The sequence below is a fragment of the Vibrio sp. 1069 genome (assembly GCF_033340555.1).
The window spans coordinates 328,473-344,720 of sequence record NZ_JAWOWP010000003.1 but is presented as its reverse complement, the minus strand read 5'-3'; the positions used below and the strand labels follow the sequence as shown (position 1 = coordinate 344,720).

The window sequence follows — 16,248 nt, the reverse complement described above, 5'->3', positions numbered from 1 at the left end:
CTAAATCGAGTTTTCTCTTAATATCCTGTTTAACCGTTATTGATGGATTACTTTCTTTAGTGACGTGAGCCCTATAATAAGAAATGCGAGGTTTGTTCAGAAAACGGATTTGGGTAGACTGAAAGTGTTGATGGGAAGCAAAGTGGTAAGGGTATGTGGAAGCTGTGTCTTGAGTTATCTGAAGATAAGACCAAGGTGATAGCCCGTCTTCCGGGAGAAGTGGACCTCGGTGGTGAGCTAAATCAAAATGAATTAAACGAGCAGCTCGTCGCAATGAACGCTGAAAAGATGTTTGTTGTTGAGGGGGAAGTAGTGAGATTCATTAACTGCGCCAAAGAACGTAAAGCCGAGGCCTACGAAGGCATCGTCATTGCGGAAAAACGCAACGCGCAAGTTGAGGTTGAATTATCGAATAATGACATGCTCGCCAGTATGAACGTTGTCGGCGCGTACGGAGGCCGAGGTTTACGTGGCCCCGAGATTGTTCAAGCCCTTGCTCAAGCGCGAGTTTCGAAAGGCATCAACAAACTGGCTTTGAAGAAAGTGTTGGTTGTCAGCACTCAGCTCAAACCAGGCGAAACTTTTTCTCAACCTGTAGCGGTTGGTAAGCAACCTATCAAAGGCAAAGACGCTCTTTTTACTCCTCTCGTTAAAGACATCACCAAACGTATCCTCAAACCCAAAGACGGCCAATCTGCTAGCGACAAAATTGATTTACGTAACCTCGGTGAAACTATCGCGGTTGACGTAGGCGATGAGGTGATGCGCCGCACGCCTGCGACCAAAGGTACGCCAGGTTTTACTGTTCAAGGGCGAGTGATTCCTCCACAAGCTGGAAAAGACAGCCCAATGAAGCCAGGCAAGGGCACCGAGATAAGCAAGCAAGACCCAAACCTATTGATTGCATCGGTATCCGGTACGCCTCTGATTAAAGACAAAACCATCGAAGTTGATAATGCACTCTGCCTCAATAGCGTTGGCGTGAATACAGGCCACGTGAAATTCAAAGGGAATGTGATTATCGGTGGCAACATTGAATCTGGCATGATTGTTAAAGCGACGGGCTCTATTACTGTAGGCGGCTTCATTGAATCGGCTGACGTACAAGCGCAAGACGACATCCAAGTTGGTAAAGGGATCATTGGCCACACCGTGAGTGATGGCCAGCCAAAGAGTTGTCACGTCAAAGCCAAAGGTTCGATTCGTGCCAGCTACGCCCAATATTGTGATTTGCAAGCCGGCGAAGATATTGAGTTGGCGGTGCACAGCATGAATAACGATATTGTTTGTGGGCGCAATCTGACGGTGCTAGATGCGAACGGTAGGAACGGCACGCTCAGCGGCGGAGATGCAAAAGTCGGTGACAAAGTGGTGTGCTTACAATTGGGCGTAGAAGGCGACACCGCCACTAAGGTAGAAGCGTTCGCGCGCTATTCTGCATTTAAGGAGCGATTAGTTGAGCTCAAAGATCAATACAAACGCGCTCAAGAAGGCACGATGGATGTGATTCGTAAAGAGCTCGAATTTAAGAAACGTCCTAAAGCCGAACGTACCGACGAAGAACAAGCTCAGATTGACGTGATGAAAACACAAAACAACGAGCAGCTTGAAGCGATAAAGCAAAAGCTAGAACAAACGGAACATGACTTTGAAGTCGCGTTAGAAGAAAATATTGTCGAAGCCAAAGAGCGTGTCTTCACACGCGTGACGGTGCAGTTTGGCGACGAACAAGTAACGACAAAGCGCACTCATGGCGGTTGTTCGTTCCGTTTCAATCAATACGAAATTAAAGTCTCGGCGAACTTGGAAGAAGAGGACGTCGCTGCGGTTTAAGCTTTCTTACTCACTGAGCCCACACGTCGCAACAAGATGTGTGGGCTTTTTTTATCTACAAATCGACAATGTGCTCTTGATAGTAGTCCGCAAGCGCACCGACTTGGCTGCTACACATTACTTTCATTGCTTGTTTAATGTGTTCTATTGGCCAGTTCCACCATTGGATATTGAGTAGAGTTTCAATCTCTTTATCGCTGAATCGTTGACGGACGACTTGGTTGTTTCCAACCACTACCGAATAAGGTTGCACGTCTTTCGTCACTACGGTGCGTGCTCCGATGACGGCTCCGTCACCGATGTTTACTCCGGGCATGATCATCGCCTCGCTGCCAATCCAAACATCGTTCCCCACCACCGTGTCTCCGGCACGCTCGAAACCGTCTTGTACGCCTTCTCCGAAGTCTTCAGGAGAGAAGGGGAAGGTCGAAATCCAGTCAATGCGATGACCTTGGTTTCCTGCCATCATGAAGGTAGCTCCAGAAGCGATGGAACAAAACTTGCCAATGATTAATTTGTCGATGCTATCGGGTTCTCTACTTTGCCATTCTTGAAGTGTGACGGGGTCACCCAACAAGTAGCGTACCGCTTGCTCTTCGAAGCTTTTTTGATGATAGAAGCCCGAGTAATAGCTGTAATCGCCAACGATGATATTGGGATTAGTGATGTGATCTTTAATGACTTGACCTTTTAACCACGTGTCGAAAACACTCATAACTCATCCTTTCAAATTTAGGTTGTACTGAGTTTAGAGGCTTTCTATTATTTCCAGTAGTGTGATTTTAGAGATTCAGAATTACTGTATGGAAATAAAATGGCTCAGCTACGTACCACTTTACGTCGCTTTGTGTGAGGAACGAAGTATTGCTGGTGCAGCAAAGCGACTGAATTGTTCGAATGCGCATGTAAGTCGGCAACTTAAACAGCTTGAAGACATATTGTCGGTGCAGCTTATTCAGCGAACTACGCGCCAGTTTAATTTGACCTACGATGGTTTGCGGTTTTATCAGCAGGTAAAGCAACTGCTCGAAGGCGCTGAGCAGATCAATGAGCAAGTCATGGCAAACGAGATCGTATCGGGAAAATTGAGAATAGCGGCGTCCGCTTCTTTCGGAGCTGCGTTACTCAGCCAAACATTGATCGAGTTTCGATTGCAACATCCACAAGTGAGTGTTGAAGTGATCTTCACAGAGACACCTCTCGACTTGATTGAGGCTGGGTTTGATATCGCATTCTACTTTACCGATACTCCTCCTGAGGGATACGTCGGCCATCAGCTACGCACTTTACACTGTAAACCGATCGCTCATCGCTCGTATTTAGCTGATAAACCAAATGTAAGTACGCCAGAGGATCTTGGTGACTTAGAGCACATCCTTTATAAAAGTCGCGACTTGGTGTTAGATAAGTGGACGTTTAGGCATAAGCAAACTCAACAGCAGTGCAGCATTGAGTTAGAAAGTATGCTGAGTTTTAATCTTGTCCAGTCCATGTTGGATGCTACTTTGGCGGGCTGTGGTGTAGCCATGCTAGATGAATTTGCACTGGCTAAACTCGAACCTGTACAAAAAGAACAACTCGTGATCTTACTACCAGAATGGCAAACGGATGCGATTTTGCCGCTTTATCTGCTTTACCCAAAACGTGAGCACTTACCAAGAAGAACGCGAGCGTTCATCGAACACTTTAGGAACATATATTCTGTCGGCGAGTAGCAACAGCAAACTTAGTGACAATAGAGGAAGCAAAGGAATGCGAAAACACTGTATTGCGATTGGCGGTGGGGGCTGGATGATGGGAGAGAATCCGAGCCCGCTCGATCAATACATTTTGTCTTTGTCTGGTAAGGAGAATCCAAACATTTGTTTTCTACCTACAGCCACGGGAGATGCCGATGAAGTGATTGAACGTTTTTACGATGCGAAGCTTAGTGAAAACGTGACCCATTTTCCGCTGTTTAAGTTTGAAGCTGGTTGGAAAGAAACGCTATTTGAACAAGACATCATTTACGTAGGTGGCGGTAATACGCGTTCGATGTTGGCCATTTGGCGCGAATGGGGAATCGATAGAATACTCAAGCAGTGTTATGAACAAGGCATCATCATTTGTGGCATGAGCGCAGGTGCAATTTGTTGGTTTGAGTTTGCGGTGACAGACAGTGATCCCGAAGCATACCAAGTTATGCGTTGTCTTGGATTTATTGACGGTTTGGCTGCGGCGCATTTTTCTCATGTAGGTGAGAAGTTCGAGGTTTTCCAAGCCTTTGCTCGTTCTCAACCTAGCATCACTTGTTATGGCATTCACGATTATGCGGCATTGCACTTTGTTGATGGAAAATTGTTAGCTACTGTCACCAGCTTCCCTGATGCAGGCGTATTGGTTAAAATAGGTAACGAAGAAAACATATGGCGAGGGTGAGCTTCTTCAAATCAGCATTAAAGGCAATAACTACTGACCGGACACAGAAGAAGCTCATGGATTCAGCTAACTTACATTAAGTATCGTGCTTACAGCTCGTAACGTAGACCTAAGTGGTAGTAGCTTTCGTCTGCGTGCGCACCGCCAAATGAGACTTCTTGTCCATTGCTGTAGCCACGCGAGCCGTTACGATCAACGTAGTTTGTGTAGATAGAAGAACGAGGCGTCAGTTTGTATTGCACTTCTAGCGTTGTATCTTTCAGCTCTAGCTCGTCACCATCACTGTTTTCTAAAGAACGATAACCAGCACGCAGTACCCATTTGTCATTTACACTGTAAACCGCCGTTAGTTCCATCACTTTGTCGGTACTGGTTTGTGAGTAATGGCCCTCTAGTTCATCTTCCGAGTACAACGCACCCAACATCAAATCACCTAGGTAGTAACGCGTACCTGCGCCCCAGAATGTGTAATCGGTGTCGTTGCTTTCACGTGCATCACCTTTATTTTTCTGCATCGCCACCACTGGCGCCAAGGTACCCAAATTCCCCATGTCTAGCGTATAACGCAGTGCAGCGTTGTAACCGTAGTCAAGCTCAGAAGTGTTGTTTCCTAAAATGTACGCGACAGAAAAGTCGAAATTACCTAGGCTGTTTTGATATTGCAGCGTGCCATCTTGACGGAAAACTTGCGTCGCGGTGTTGTCGACTTTATTCGCTTGGCGCGCCATAGAAACATCGGAAGAGGCGAACACATCACCAATGTCGGTAAACATAATCAATCCAGATGCCACGCGACCACCAGTAATGCGACCATAATCTTTCGCATCAATACCCGCCCATACATAACGTGCGGTCAGAGACGGTTTGTCGTTTACTTGGTTTGCGTATTCAGCGGCACCCACTTGGTATTGCGCTTGGCCGATGATCGACGCGTACTCGTTGATGGTTTGTGAACCGTTTAAACCAATACGGCCATCAAACTCGCCATTTGCATCGCCATGCTCATCATTTTTACTGGTGACATTGAAACCAAGACGAGAGTAAATATTTAAAACTGACCCATCTTCCGCTTGATACAGCTGCGCTGCCATTGCGTTTGATGCCATCAATGTTGGGAGAAGTAGAGTCAAAATGTGCTTTTTCATGATTAACGACCTTTCATTTCTATTGTTTTAGGTACGACAAAGCCCCTTCCGAGTAACGGAATAAGAAAAACTGTCGTGAAGTAGAGAGAGGGTGCGCCCTTGTTTGCCAAGGGCGCGAGCTAGTCCATTCCTATAGGGGAAGAATGATTTAGCTTAAATCGACGTCTTTGCAGCCAAAGAAGTAAGTCGCGAGGAAGCCGACGATGTAAGAGATAAGCAGGCCAGCAACAAACACCATCATGCCCGGGAAGATGCCATTTTCAGATGTCATGAGAGGAATCGCCACGATACCGGATGGGCCAAACACCGTATTAAGACCAACTGGTAAGCCAAGGTAAGAAACTAAACCGATAAAGAAGCCGCCCGCAGCACCACCAATACAAGCGGTAACGAATGGTTTTACGCGTGGTAATGTCACGCCGTAAATCAATGGTTCGCCAATGCCTAGAAGACCCGGAATAATAGCGCCTTTAACTTGAGTGCGCAGTAGAGCGTCTTTTTTGGCTTTGAAATACAGCGCCATTGACGCGCCAACCTGACCGCCACCTGCCATCGCCAGGATAGGGAATAGCGAGTTAAAGCCCTGTGCTTCCATCAATGCGAAGTACACTGGAACAAAACCCTGGTGGATGCCAAATACCACAGAAATTAAGAACAAACCTGCCAAGATTGCAGCGCCTAATGGGTTATCGTTCAAGTTGAGGAACAACCAAGACATCCCTTTAAACAGCTCGCCGCCGATCGGCATGATGATCAAGAAGGTTACCGCACCCATGATCAATAGAGTGATAACGGACGTTAAGATCATGTCCAGATCATCTGGCATGTATTGACGAACCTTACGCTCGACTTGTGCACCGATGATCGCTGCTAAAAGTACGCCGATAATGTTGCCGCGCGGATCAATCGCAAAGCCGAAAAACTCGTTCATGCCAGAGTAAATGCCGGATGTCGCCTCTGGGTTGTAACCCAGCACAAACAAAGAGGCGAGAATGGCACCATTAACACCAGAGCCGCCAAATGCTTGCTGCGCGTTGTAACCAATCAGAATACTTAGGAAAGCAAACAGACCCTTACCAAAGACTTTCATGTAGGCGATCAGATCCAACATAAACTGGCTTGGTGTCTGGTCGAGAACAAACATTTGTTCCAATAACGTCGCAAAACCTAGCAACAAACCAGCGGCAATAAAACCAGGGATCAACGGCGTAAAGATGGTGGCAAACTTGCTTAAAAAACGCTGAACCGCACTGGTTTGTTTGCTCTTCATCTGTTTTTTCTGCTCGGCCGCGACGGCAGAAAGATCTTGTTGCGGCTTATCTGGTTCTTCACTATCACCAGAGGTTAAGCTGTCGATCAATTGATTCATCATCTCAGCTGCTTGTTGAGCTTTTCCGGGACCGAGAATGATCTGAAACTGCTCATCGCTTTCCACCACACCCATTACGCCGGGAATTTGCTTGATAACTGATTGATCAGCCAAGCCATTGTTGGCGAGCGATAAACGCAAACGCGTCATACAGTTACCACATTTGCTTACGTTGCTACTGCCACCTACTGCGGACAGCAACTGCGATACTGTGTTTGAAGTTATTTTTGCCATAGGGTCTATCCTTCAGAACTCGGATTATTTAGTTATTATTTAGTGCTGCGCGAATAAAGCCGTTGTGCGCGGCGAGGCGTGATTTGGCTTGTTCGGCATCCAAATCGGCCAAAATCATTAAGATGGCGGTTTTGCAGTGGCGACCGCAGGCATTTAATGCTCGCTCTGCTTCTTCTTTTGATGCGTCGGTTGCTTCCACAACAATGTTGGTTTGGCGTTGGATGAGCTTGGCGTTAGTGGCTTCTACATCCACCATTAAGTTGCCAAATACCTTACCGCTACGAATCATTGCGCCTGTCGTGAGCATGTTTAGCACCAGTTTTTGTGCGGTGCCAGCTTTCATGCGAGAAGATCCAGTGACAACCTCTGCGCCAACTATCGGCAGAATCGCGATGTCGGCCGCTTCTGCCATGGCACATTCTGGATTACAGGCGATAGATGCGGTCGTGGCTCCGATGGATTTAGCGTAGTCCAAACCACCTATTACATAAGGTGTACGGCCACTCGCTGCAATGCCTACAACCACGTCATGCTTGGTGAGGTGAAGTGCTTTTAAGTCGTCTTGACCCATTTTCGCGTTGTCTTCTGCGTTTTCTACCGCTTTTAAAATCGCTTGATGTCCACCAGCAATTAAGCCAATCACCATATCTGGATGCGTGCCGTAGGTAGGAGGACACTCGCTTGCATCAAGAATGCCTAAGCGACCTGACGTACCAGCTCCCATGTAAATTAAACGGCCACCATTTGCAAAAGCTTGGGTAATTGCGTCAACTGTCTCTGCAATTTGTGGTAGCACCGCTTTTACCGCGAGCGGGACTTTTTGATCCTCTTCATTAATGACTTGCAGCATCTCGATTGTCGAAAGCGTATCGATCTCGGCACTGGCTGGGTTACCGCTTTCTGTCACCAATCTGCTTAAATCAATTTTCATGTTTTGCACTCTTTGTAATGTTCAATCTGAGGGCGATTTTATGGAATAAAATATTCAGGTTTGGTGATAAAAATCACACTTGAGGTTATTCTTTATGCAGGAGAAATTTGGAATAATGAGAGAAAATATACGTCTATTACATCCGGGATTAACTGTCTTGGTTAGAATAATCAGGGGGTTAAATCAAACGCCTATTATTTCTGTTTTGGAATAATTTATTTAAATTTTTTGAGGTTTTTGTTGTGTCAGTTATCAATAAGATAGTCGCGAGGCGTACTCAGCTTTCGCAAAGTGGTCGTTTGGTCGGCGATTGGATTGTTGAAAACGCAGAAAAGGCGGCGCTGCTCACCAGCCAAGAACTTGCGGCGCAAGTAAAAGTGAGTCAATCGAGCATTGTGAAATTTACTCAGCGTATCGGCTTTAAAGGTTACAGCGAGTTTAAGTTAGCTCTGAATGAAGAGATTGGCCGTAAGCATGCGATGCAGTCGACACCGCTGCACAGTGATATTTTGGCTGACGACCCCATTGCGGTAATTTCACAGAAACTGGTGAAAGCGAAAACCGACGCTATGTTTCAAACTACCAATACGCTGTCTTACGAAGCGTGTCACCAAGCGGTGAAATGGTTGAGTGAAGCGCGTCGAGTGCAAGTGGTCGGGATTGGGGGCTCTGCACTGACCGCGAAGGATTTAAGCTTTAAACTGCTTAAACTTGGTATTACGGCGCTTTCTGAACAAGACAGCCACGTGCAGATTGCTGTTGCCCGCACGCTCTCTCCAGAAGATGTTCAGATCGCTATCTCGTTTTCGGGTGAGCGCAAAGAAATTCTCGTCGCGGCAGAAGCGGCAAAAGAGCAGGGCGCGAAGGTGATTGCGTTATCTGCGCCTGGAAGAAGTCGCTTGCGCGGTATTGCCGATATTACGTTTGATACGATTGCCAATGAAACGGAACATCGCAGCTCATCCATTGCTTCGCGTACCGCGCAAAACGTGATCACCGATTTGCTGTTTATCATCTTGGTTCAGCAAAGAGACGACAGTGCCCGTCAGTTGATCAGCGATATCAGTACCGACATCAAACAGATCCTCACATGATCGCTTGTTTAACAGCGGACTAGAGATCCGGATCGTGCCTCAGCAAAGCAATAAAAGCAGAGAGATGTTTTTCAATGGTGAGATCGGCAGAAATCGCTGGTAACTCCAACGTGATGCAAGGTAAATCACGTTCACTACACCAAGTGCCGAATGAGCCGGGTGTTTCGTAGTCGATATCGTCAACGATTGGCAGTTGGAACTGTTCGCCGAGCCATTTGGCAAGGTCGGAATGTTTGGGATCATCCACAAAAGCAAGCGGTTCATGAAACGACACCACAAACTTTGGCTTGCGCAGTTCAATCAAGTTAATTAATGCGCTAACTTCAGGCTCTAGTTGGTTTTTAGTGCCAGTTTTCACCTGTACGTCTCGAACGGGTGTGTGAGAGCTCCATCGATACACTGTGCCATGCTCAGTCCAATTTTGGGTTGGAAACGCGCGATTGAGATCCACTTGGTTTGCATTTGCGCGTGTGCCTAGTTGGTTGCCGTCAGGATTCATTGACAGAATCACATCATGTCGTAAGTTTTCAGCAGGCAAGCTTCTTAGCGCGCAGGACAAACCTGCAATCGAGGCCGTCTCGTCCCCGTGAGTGCCTGCCAAAATCAAACCTCGCGAAGCACTTTCGACTTGAGCCGGAAAATACAGTAATGGCGCACCAAGCACGGATTGACCGTATGATGTTGGCCGAATTAAAAATGCCGCTCTTTCCGTTCTTGGAATTAGACTCACCGTAATCTCCTGATTGATGAAGTAGTATCAATATCTAAGCTAATTACACCTAGCTAAACTGAACCGTTTAAACTCGTCAACGGTTGAAATGTTAATTGTGGCACTTGCTTCACAAGACGCGTTAGGAGAACGAAAAACGATATGGATTTTAAAAAACATTCAACGGCGTTGCTGATTTCCTCTTTATTCACCCCTTTTCTTGCTACATCAGTTGCTGCGGAGACCTTACCTAAAGACATTCAACTTGCCGCAGAACAGCATTTAGTACGTGCGAATGACGCAGAGGCGGCGACGCTTGACCCAGCGAAAGCCGAAGGTCTGCCAGAAATGCATGTGATTCGTGACTTATTTGAAGGGCTTGTGATTCAAGATCGTGACGGAAACATTATTCCCGGTGTGGCAGAATCATGGGAAACCAACGACAACCAAACCTTTACTTTTCACTTGCGCAAAGACGCGAAATGGTCGAATGGCGAGCCTGTGACAGCGGATGATTTTGTCTATTCACTGCGCCGAGCGGTGGACCCGAAGACCGCTTCTCCAAATGTTTGGTATCTCAAACTCACCAAGATCAAAAACATCGCCGATGTAGCAGAGGGCAAAAAGCCTTTGGACGATCTCGGTATCAAGGCAGTGGATAAATACACCCTACGTTTTGAGTTGGACAGTCAAGTGCCGTACTTTGTTGCTATGACTGGGCACACGTCCATGATGCCAGTGCATCAAGCGACAGTGGAAAACCGCGACAAGCCGTGGAGCGATCCAGACCAATTTGTTAGCAACGGTGCATTCACATTGGATAAGTGGGTCGTGAATGAGCGCATTGAACTGGTTAAGAGTCCAAGTTACTGGGACAGCGCAGATACGCATCTAAACAGAGTGACTTACATTCCGTTTGAAAACCAAAACGCGTCGATCAATCGTTATGCGGCAGGAGAGTTGGATATCACGTCCGATGTGCCGACTCATATGGCGCAGAAGCTTAAACAAGATTACAAGCAGGCTTACACGGTGGTGCCATTACTGTGCACGTATTACTACGCGTTCAATACCACTCGTCCGCCATTTGATGATGCGCGAGTGCGTCAAGCGGTGTCGTACTCCATCATGCGTGATGTGATTACGAATGGTGTCACGCAAGTGGGCAACCTTCCTGCGTATACCTTTGCGCATCAGTACACTGCCGGTTTTGATGCGACGCCCCCTGAGTATAGTAAGTGGAGTCAGCAACAACGTGACGAGAAAGCGCGTCAGTTGTTAAAAGAAGCGGGTTACAGCAAAGACAAGCCGCTCGATTTTAAATTGCTGTACAACACCAGTGAGGCAAACAAATCGATCGCGGTTGCGATAGCGTCGATGCTACAAAAAAATCTCGGTGCAAACGTGGAGTTAGAAAACCAAGAGTGGAAGTCGTACTTAGTGGCGCGTAAACAAGGCAATTTCGATGTGATGCGTGCTTCCTGGTGCGGTGATTACAATGAAGCGTCTACTTTCCTGAGCTTACTTCGCTCAGGTTCTTCGGGTAACTTTGCACGTTACAGCAATGCAGCGTACGACAATGCGATGAACAGTGCATTGGCTGCAACCGATGAGAAAGCGCGCCAAGGATTTTACGACCAAGCTGAACGGTTGCTGGCGGCAGATATGCCCATTGCGCCAATCTATTATTACATGCAAGCGCGTTTGGTTCGTCCAACCGTGGGTGGCTTTGCAAAAAACAACGTAGAAGGGCGCATTTACTCGAAAGATCTCTACATCAAGAAGTAGCGCTCAAAACAAGCGATAAATACGAAGCCCCGAAGATGTGTCTTACGGGGCTTCTTTTTATTGTTAGCGAGCGGAGAGCTTGTCCACTAGCATTGCGATTCGTTTGCCAAGATACTCCGCCGTTGCAACATCAGAGGCATGCAACTGACCACCTTCACCACCTTGTGCAACAATACCACCTTGTACACCATAACGATTCAGGTTTTGCTCCCCAGAATTGCTGATCTTATCCAACCCGATCCACATCATGCCGTGTTGGTTAGCGAGCGTTTGTAGATATTGTAATGTGCAAGATTGGTCGCCATTCATTGCTCCACCACTGGTAAAGCCAGCCGCGATTTTGCCCGCCCATTTTTGGTAATACCAAGATTCACTGCTTGCATCGGCAAATGCTTTAAACTGCGCTGCTACACCGCCCATATAGGTCGGTGAGCCAAAGATAATCGCATCACACTCAGCAAGTTCATCCATTAGTTTAGGGTTCACAAAACGTCCCTCAATAATCTCACTGCCTTCAATTCGGTGAGAGAGGATTTCACATTCATCTTGCTGCTTAATGCCTTGTTGTTCAACGCCTGTGGCAATCGCGCGAGCAAGCTGACCAGTAACGTCGGTTTTAGAGAAATAAATAATCGCAATTTTGGACACAATGGTTCCTTTTTTCATTGTTGATTTTTAATCGTGCGACTAAGGCTAAAACCTCAAGCTAAGTTGAGGTCAAGAAGAGATTTGAGATAGATAAAGTACGAATTGGTATCTAAAGAGCTTTCTTATAGGGTAAGTCGACGGCATAACTACAGTGAATGCAATGACGATGAATGTCGTTTATAAAAGCGTTAAAGGAAGATCTTAAAGATGTAGAAAACTCTCTTGGAAACAATGATAAAGGTACTGATGCTAGTGATGATTAATAGGCGGAAAAATAGATTAAAATATGTAAACTCAGACCTGATCCAAGGCGGGAAAAGTACATTTCATCGTTTCTTAAGGCGAGGGATTATTATCATTATGGTAGGAGGCCTTTCTACAGCCTCTTCCACGGTATTTGCACACTTTATAGCGGGGGTGTTTGATGTGGATATGAATGTTCATCCAGAGAGCTTAGAAGAAAAAGTGCATGCACTACTTTTTGTTTCGTTCAGTCTTGTTTTTTACCTCTTTTATGCCCTTATCTCGCTAAATATTAGTGGGTGGCTCATAATGAAGCTAAAAATATAAGCCTAACTAAAACCATGTCCTTGTATTTTAAGGAAGATGGAACTAGTGACGATTTTTTCTTTGCTTGCACCATCTCTATTTTTTGTATTTATTTAAGGTTCGTAAAGAAGAAGCTTACTTTGGTTAAAGTGGCGCTTTTGGTTTCGGCGGTGTGTCATGTGTTTATCATGAAAGAATACAGCGGTGACCTTTCAGTTTATGCGTTTTGTCTCTTCACTGTTGTTCTCCATTAACTTTGGGTTATTTGTGACTACCAAGTGATATTAAAAAGCCGATGTAGATACATCGGCTTTTTAGTGGGTTATTTCTTTCTGCGAGTATAAATTCGAGATTTGGCTTTACTTGGCTCTGGCTTGTTTTTCGCCAGCTTTAGTACCGCTTTTTGCAAAATCTGGTTGTTTGGGTAAGTGATCAAGTTTCCGTTGTCGTGCTTAATTAACACGTGAAACATACTGATTTCTTGAATCTCACCGCAGATGTCTTCATCTTTGTCTACGACTTTAATTCGGTCACCCACTCGGTACGGGAAGACAAAAAAGATCAAAAAGCTGGCAGTGATGTTGCTCAGAATTGACCACTGCGCAATAAACGCCACACCTAATACGGCAAAAATGGACGATAGGAACAAAGACACATCGCCATAGCCAATACCTGTGATAATGGCAAAAATAGAGGCGGTCAAAAATAGCAGCGCGACATTGAAACAGCGCTGAATAAAACTCAAACGAGCCTTTTTTACACCTTTCGCTGTTGCCAAATTTAGGATGGCTCTATTTACAATCCTCTTCAGGATGCGATACGCGATCAGGACAAAAATGCCCATCAATAGTTTGTAACCGAGGGAGCCCGTAGTGAAATACTGGCTCACTTGCTCTAATTGGATCCAATCATTCATTTCTTCATCTCGACGATATCTAGAAAGCGGCTTTTATAGCTGATTTTTTGCTGTAAGTAATCACAATTTTTCTTTACACCATTTGTCTCTGTGTTGAGGTTCCACAGAGTGCTATATAAGTTAATCAAAGACTTAGTGAGTATTACAAACTCTTTGGCTTTATTACTTATATTCAACCAAAGCTGACGTGATTTTGAAAAGAGCAATCTTTGAGCTGTATCCCATATCCGACATTCTATGACGCTAGTTCCTTATAAACGAGCTGAATATGACTTTTGTCCTGATAACCTAAGGTGTATTAATTGAAATAGCTTTTAGGGCGTTGAAAAATGGAAGAAGATGAAAAGGCGATTATGATTTTATTCGTGATTGTTGGCCTTGTACTCGTTTGGGTCGCGCTTGAAGAACTTAATTATCTCGGGCTCCCAATAAAATAAGCCCCGTTAAACACAAGTTAAACGGGGCCCTTGTTTTTTATCAATGTGAATTCAGGCTAGCTAACCGCACGCACTTTGCCTTGTTTCAAATCGTTCAGCACTTGCGCTTTAGGGCCATCTGCGATGATGCTGCCTTTCTCCATCACAATTACGCGATCAACGATGTCGAGCATAGACGTTTTATGCGTAATCAGAATCAGCGTTTCACTAGGTTTCAACTGTGCTAATTGATGTTTAATGTGCATCTCTGAGCGATTATCCATCGCACTGGTTGGTTCATCCATGAGTAGAACAGGAGGACGACCCAAAAATGCACGAGCGATCGTGACTGCTTGACGTTGACCACCCGAAAGCATTGCACCGCCTTCACCAACTTGGCGTTCTAAGCCCGCTGGGTCAGATTGCGTAAACGCAGTAACACCGGCACGATTCGCTGCGTCTAGTACGTCACGGTCATCGGTTAATGGGCGACCTAGCGTAATGTTGTCGCGGATAGAACCAAAGAACAGATTCGAATCTTGCGGCACACAACCAATATTACGGCGAATGTCGACATGATGCAGTTGTGCGATGTCGGTATCATCAATGCGAACATGACCTTCCGTCGGCTGATACAAGCCCATGATGAGACGCTCTAACGTGGTTTTACCCGAACCGATACGGCCTATGATCGCTACTTTTTCGCCTGGGTTAATGGTCAAGCTCAAATCTCGAATCGACGCCACCGGTGAATCTGGGTAGTGGAAGGTCACGCGTTCAAGTTCAATTTTGCCTTGTACTATTGGACGGTGAATGTAACGTTTACCTTCTTCTTGTTCATCCGGCATTTCCATGACTTGATTGATAATTGTCATAGAAGACTTCGCTTGGTTGTAGCGCGTAGAGAGTAAGGATAACTGAACCAAAGGACCAATCGCGCGGCCGCTAAGCATGGTTGCGGCAATCAAACCACCCATGGTTAAGTCGCCCTCTGCAATCAAGTAAACGCCTAGGATGATCATCCCTACGTTACTACTTTGCTGCACAAAACCTGCTGCGTTTTGAATGCTATCCGTAATTCGGCGGCTTTTTATATTCCAGTTCGCCATGTGCGCAACTGCCTCTTCCCAGCGGTATTGGAATTGGCTTTGCGCACTGAGCATTTTTACGGTTTCTAACCCAGCCAAGCTCTCTATCAAATTGGCATATTTTTGCGATGCTAGGCGTGAACCCTCCTCAATGGAGCGGCGCAGCGGCCCTTGTATCAGTAGCGAGTGAATAATCAAAATGACCACGCCCACCATCGGTACATACACAAGATCGCCAGCCATTAGCCATATAATCACTAAGAACAAAATGGCAAAAGGCAAATCAATGAGAGCACTGACGGTCGCTGAAGTAAAAAACTCTCGAATAGATTCGAATTCTTGTAAATGGCGAGCGAAGGCACCGACCGAAGGCGGCTTCGATTCCATTCTAATCCCCATCACTTTGCTGAACAGTTTGGATGAAATCAGAATGTCAGACTTCTTGCCCGCCACATCAATGAAGTAATTTCTCAGCGACTTGAGAATGAAGTCGAACAGGAACACGACAAAGATGCCGCTTGCTAGTACCCATAGGGTTTCAAACGCAAGATTCGGAACCACTTTGTCGTACACCAAGCGAGTGAATAGCGGAGCGGCAACCGCAAAGAGGTTGATGAGAAGTGATGCGATTAAAACATCACGGTAGATGCGTTTTGACTGCCACAAGGTTGACCAGAACCAGTGGCCTTCGTTGGTTTTGAGCACTTCGGGAGAACGCTCATCGAAACGGAATTGCTTTTTAACTAAAAAGTACCGACCAGTGTATTGCTCAAGTAGGTCTTCTAATGGAATAGAGATCGGCACCATTCCACTTTCTAGGGTGGTGACTTCGGCCTCGCGTTTCTCCATATTGATGCTGTTGAGAACGCAAGAGTCACCGCCTTTAAGAACTAAGATTGCCGGCAGAATTAGGCTGGAGATGCTCTCCAGCTCTGCGCGGTTTTCCTTGGCAACCAATCCGGCCCTTTCCGCTGCTCTTGGTAGCAAAAATGGGGTCAGTTTACCGTCAGATAGCGGTAGTCCGTTGACTAGCGCTTCTGGCGAGTTAGCTAACCCATAGTAACGGCTAACGTAGATGAGCGAATTCAGTAAAGGGTCTTTCATCGTTGA

General features: G+C 46.0%; 14 protein-coding genes. 6 read left to right on the top strand and 8 right to left on the bottom strand.

What is annotated here, in order from left to right; all coding sequences use genetic code 11:
- Nucleotides 1–153: 153 nt before the first annotated feature.
- On the top strand, nucleotides 154–1,833 hold the full coding sequence (locus R7040_RS07560; RefSeq protein WP_064369548.1) for a DUF342 domain-containing protein: 1,680 nt from the start codon (nucleotides 154–156) through the stop codon (nucleotides 1,831–1,833).
- Between the two features lie 55 nt (nucleotides 1,834–1,888).
- Here the strand turns inward: R7040_RS07560 and catC are convergent, their stop codons facing one another.
- Nucleotides 1,889–2,548: a type C chloramphenicol O-acetyltransferase gene (gene catC, locus R7040_RS07555; protein WP_005383592.1), complete on the bottom strand. Its 660-nt coding sequence runs from the start codon at nucleotides 2,546–2,548 to the stop codon at nucleotides 1,889–1,891.
- 88 nt (nucleotides 2,549–2,636) lie between these two features.
- On the opposite strand from catC, the gene R7040_RS07550 reads away from it, so the two are divergent.
- Both R7040_RS07550 and R7040_RS07545 read left to right on the top strand, forming a co-directional pair.
- On the top strand, nucleotides 2,637–3,548 hold the full coding sequence (locus tag R7040_RS07550) for a LysR family transcriptional regulator (RefSeq protein ID WP_005383591.1): 912 nt from the start codon (nucleotides 2,637–2,639) through the stop codon (nucleotides 3,546–3,548).
- A 37-nt stretch (nucleotides 3,549–3,585) separates the two neighbouring features.
- Nucleotides 3,586–4,251: a peptidase E gene (locus tag R7040_RS07545; RefSeq protein WP_005383590.1), complete on the top strand. Its 666-nt coding sequence runs from the start codon at nucleotides 3,586–3,588 to the stop codon at nucleotides 4,249–4,251.
- 89 nt (nucleotides 4,252–4,340) lie between these two features.
- Here R7040_RS07545 and R7040_RS07540 read toward each other — a convergent pair whose 3' ends face one another.
- The 3 genes from R7040_RS07540 to murQ all read right to left on the bottom strand — a co-directional run bounded on the left by R7040_RS07540 (nucleotide 4,341) and on the right by murQ (nucleotide 7,930).
- Nucleotides 4,341–5,396, bottom strand: a complete 1,056-nt coding sequence (locus R7040_RS07540; RefSeq protein ID WP_005383589.1) for a porin — start codon at nucleotides 5,394–5,396, stop codon at nucleotides 4,341–4,343.
- Nucleotides 5,397–5,544: 148 nt separating this feature from the next.
- Entirely contained in the window at nucleotides 5,545–6,999 is a 1,455-nt protein-coding gene (murP, locus tag R7040_RS07535; protein ID WP_005383588.1) for a PTS N-acetylmuramic acid transporter subunit IIBC, read from the bottom strand.
- A 28-nt stretch (nucleotides 7,000–7,027) separates the two neighbouring features.
- Nucleotides 7,028–7,930, bottom strand: a complete 903-nt coding sequence (murQ, locus tag R7040_RS07530; RefSeq protein WP_318081165.1) for an N-acetylmuramic acid 6-phosphate etherase — start codon at nucleotides 7,928–7,930, stop codon at nucleotides 7,028–7,030.
- A 242-nt stretch (nucleotides 7,931–8,172) separates the two neighbouring features.
- Between murQ and R7040_RS07525 the strand changes: the two genes are divergently transcribed.
- A complete protein-coding gene (locus tag R7040_RS07525) occupies nucleotides 8,173–9,024 on the top strand; it encodes a MurR/RpiR family transcriptional regulator (protein ID WP_033907250.1) in 852 nt (283 codons plus the stop codon).
- Between the two features lie 19 nt (nucleotides 9,025–9,043).
- On the opposite strand, the gene mpaA is transcribed toward R7040_RS07525, so the two are convergent.
- Nucleotides 9,044–9,754 carry a murein tripeptide amidase MpaA gene (mpaA, locus tag R7040_RS07520; RefSeq protein ID WP_033907251.1) on the bottom strand — a complete coding sequence of 237 codons (711 nt, stop codon included), beginning with the start codon at nucleotides 9,752–9,754 and terminating at the stop codon, nucleotides 9,044–9,046.
- A 141-nt stretch (nucleotides 9,755–9,895) separates the two neighbouring features.
- Here mpaA and R7040_RS07515 point away from each other — a divergent pair, with 141 nt between their 5' ends.
- On the top strand, nucleotides 9,896–11,521 hold the full coding sequence (locus R7040_RS07515) for an ABC transporter substrate-binding protein (RefSeq protein WP_005383575.1): 1,626 nt from the start codon (nucleotides 9,896–9,898) through the stop codon (nucleotides 11,519–11,521).
- A 63-nt stretch (nucleotides 11,522–11,584) separates the two neighbouring features.
- Here R7040_RS07515 and R7040_RS07510 read toward each other — a convergent pair whose 3' ends face one another.
- Nucleotides 11,585–12,169 (bottom strand): flavodoxin family protein, encoded by a 585-nt coding sequence (locus R7040_RS07510; protein ID WP_033907253.1) that lies wholly within the window; start codon nucleotides 12,167–12,169, stop codon nucleotides 11,585–11,587.
- Nucleotides 12,170–12,400: 231 nt separating this feature from the next.
- On the opposite strand from R7040_RS07510, the gene R7040_RS07505 reads away from it, so the two are divergent.
- Nucleotides 12,401–12,739, top strand: coding sequence for a hypothetical protein (locus R7040_RS07505; RefSeq protein ID WP_033907254.1), 339 nt, complete (start codon nucleotides 12,401–12,403; stop codon nucleotides 12,737–12,739).
- A 301-nt stretch (nucleotides 12,740–13,040) separates the two neighbouring features.
- Here R7040_RS07505 and R7040_RS07500 read toward each other — a convergent pair whose 3' ends face one another.
- Both R7040_RS07500 and R7040_RS07495 read right to left on the bottom strand, forming a co-directional pair.
- Entirely contained in the window at nucleotides 13,041–13,634 is a 594-nt protein-coding gene (locus R7040_RS07500; protein WP_033906604.1) for a mechanosensitive ion channel family protein, read from the bottom strand.
- Nucleotides 13,635–14,127: 493 nt separating this feature from the next.
- A complete protein-coding gene (locus tag R7040_RS07495; RefSeq protein ID WP_005374556.1) occupies nucleotides 14,128–16,242 on the bottom strand; it encodes a type I secretion system permease/ATPase in 2,115 nt (704 codons plus the stop codon).
- Nucleotides 16,243–16,248 lie beyond the last annotated feature (6 nt).

What these genes read in the sequence shown, in the direction of transcription:
- R7040_RS07560 (WP_064369548.1), top strand. Translation starts at nt 154, where the DNA reads ATGTGGAAGCTGTGTCTTGAGTTATCTGAAGATAAGACCAAGGTGATA.
- catC (WP_005383592.1), bottom strand. Translation starts at nt 2,548, where the DNA reads ATGAGTGTTTTCGACACGTGGTTAAAAGGTCAAGTCATTAAAGATCAC.
- R7040_RS07550 (WP_005383591.1), top strand. Translation starts at nt 2,637, where the DNA reads ATGGAAATAAAATGGCTCAGCTACGTACCACTTTACGTCGCTTTGTGT.
- R7040_RS07545 (WP_005383590.1), top strand. Translation starts at nt 3,586, where the DNA reads ATGCGAAAACACTGTATTGCGATTGGCGGTGGGGGCTGGATGATGGGA.
- R7040_RS07540 (WP_005383589.1), bottom strand. Translation starts at nt 5,396, where the DNA reads ATGAAAAAGCACATTTTGACTCTACTTCTCCCAACATTGATGGCATCA.
- murP (WP_005383588.1), bottom strand. Translation starts at nt 6,999, where the DNA reads ATGGCAAAAATAACTTCAAACACAGTATCGCAGTTGCTGTCCGCAGTA.
- murQ (WP_318081165.1), bottom strand. Translation starts at nt 7,930, where the DNA reads ATGAAAATTGATTTAAGCAGATTGGTGACAGAAAGCGGTAACCCAGCC.
- R7040_RS07515 (WP_005383575.1), top strand. Translation starts at nt 9,896, where the DNA reads ATGGATTTTAAAAAACATTCAACGGCGTTGCTGATTTCCTCTTTATTC.
- R7040_RS07505 (WP_033907254.1), top strand. Translation starts at nt 12,401, where the DNA reads ATGATAAAGGTACTGATGCTAGTGATGATTAATAGGCGGAAAAATAGA.
- R7040_RS07500 (WP_033906604.1), bottom strand. Translation starts at nt 13,634, where the DNA reads ATGAATGATTGGATCCAATTAGAGCAAGTGAGCCAGTATTTCACTACG.
- R7040_RS07495 (WP_005374556.1), bottom strand. Translation starts at nt 16,242, where the DNA reads ATGAAAGACCCTTTACTGAATTCGCTCATCTACGTTAGCCGTTACTAT.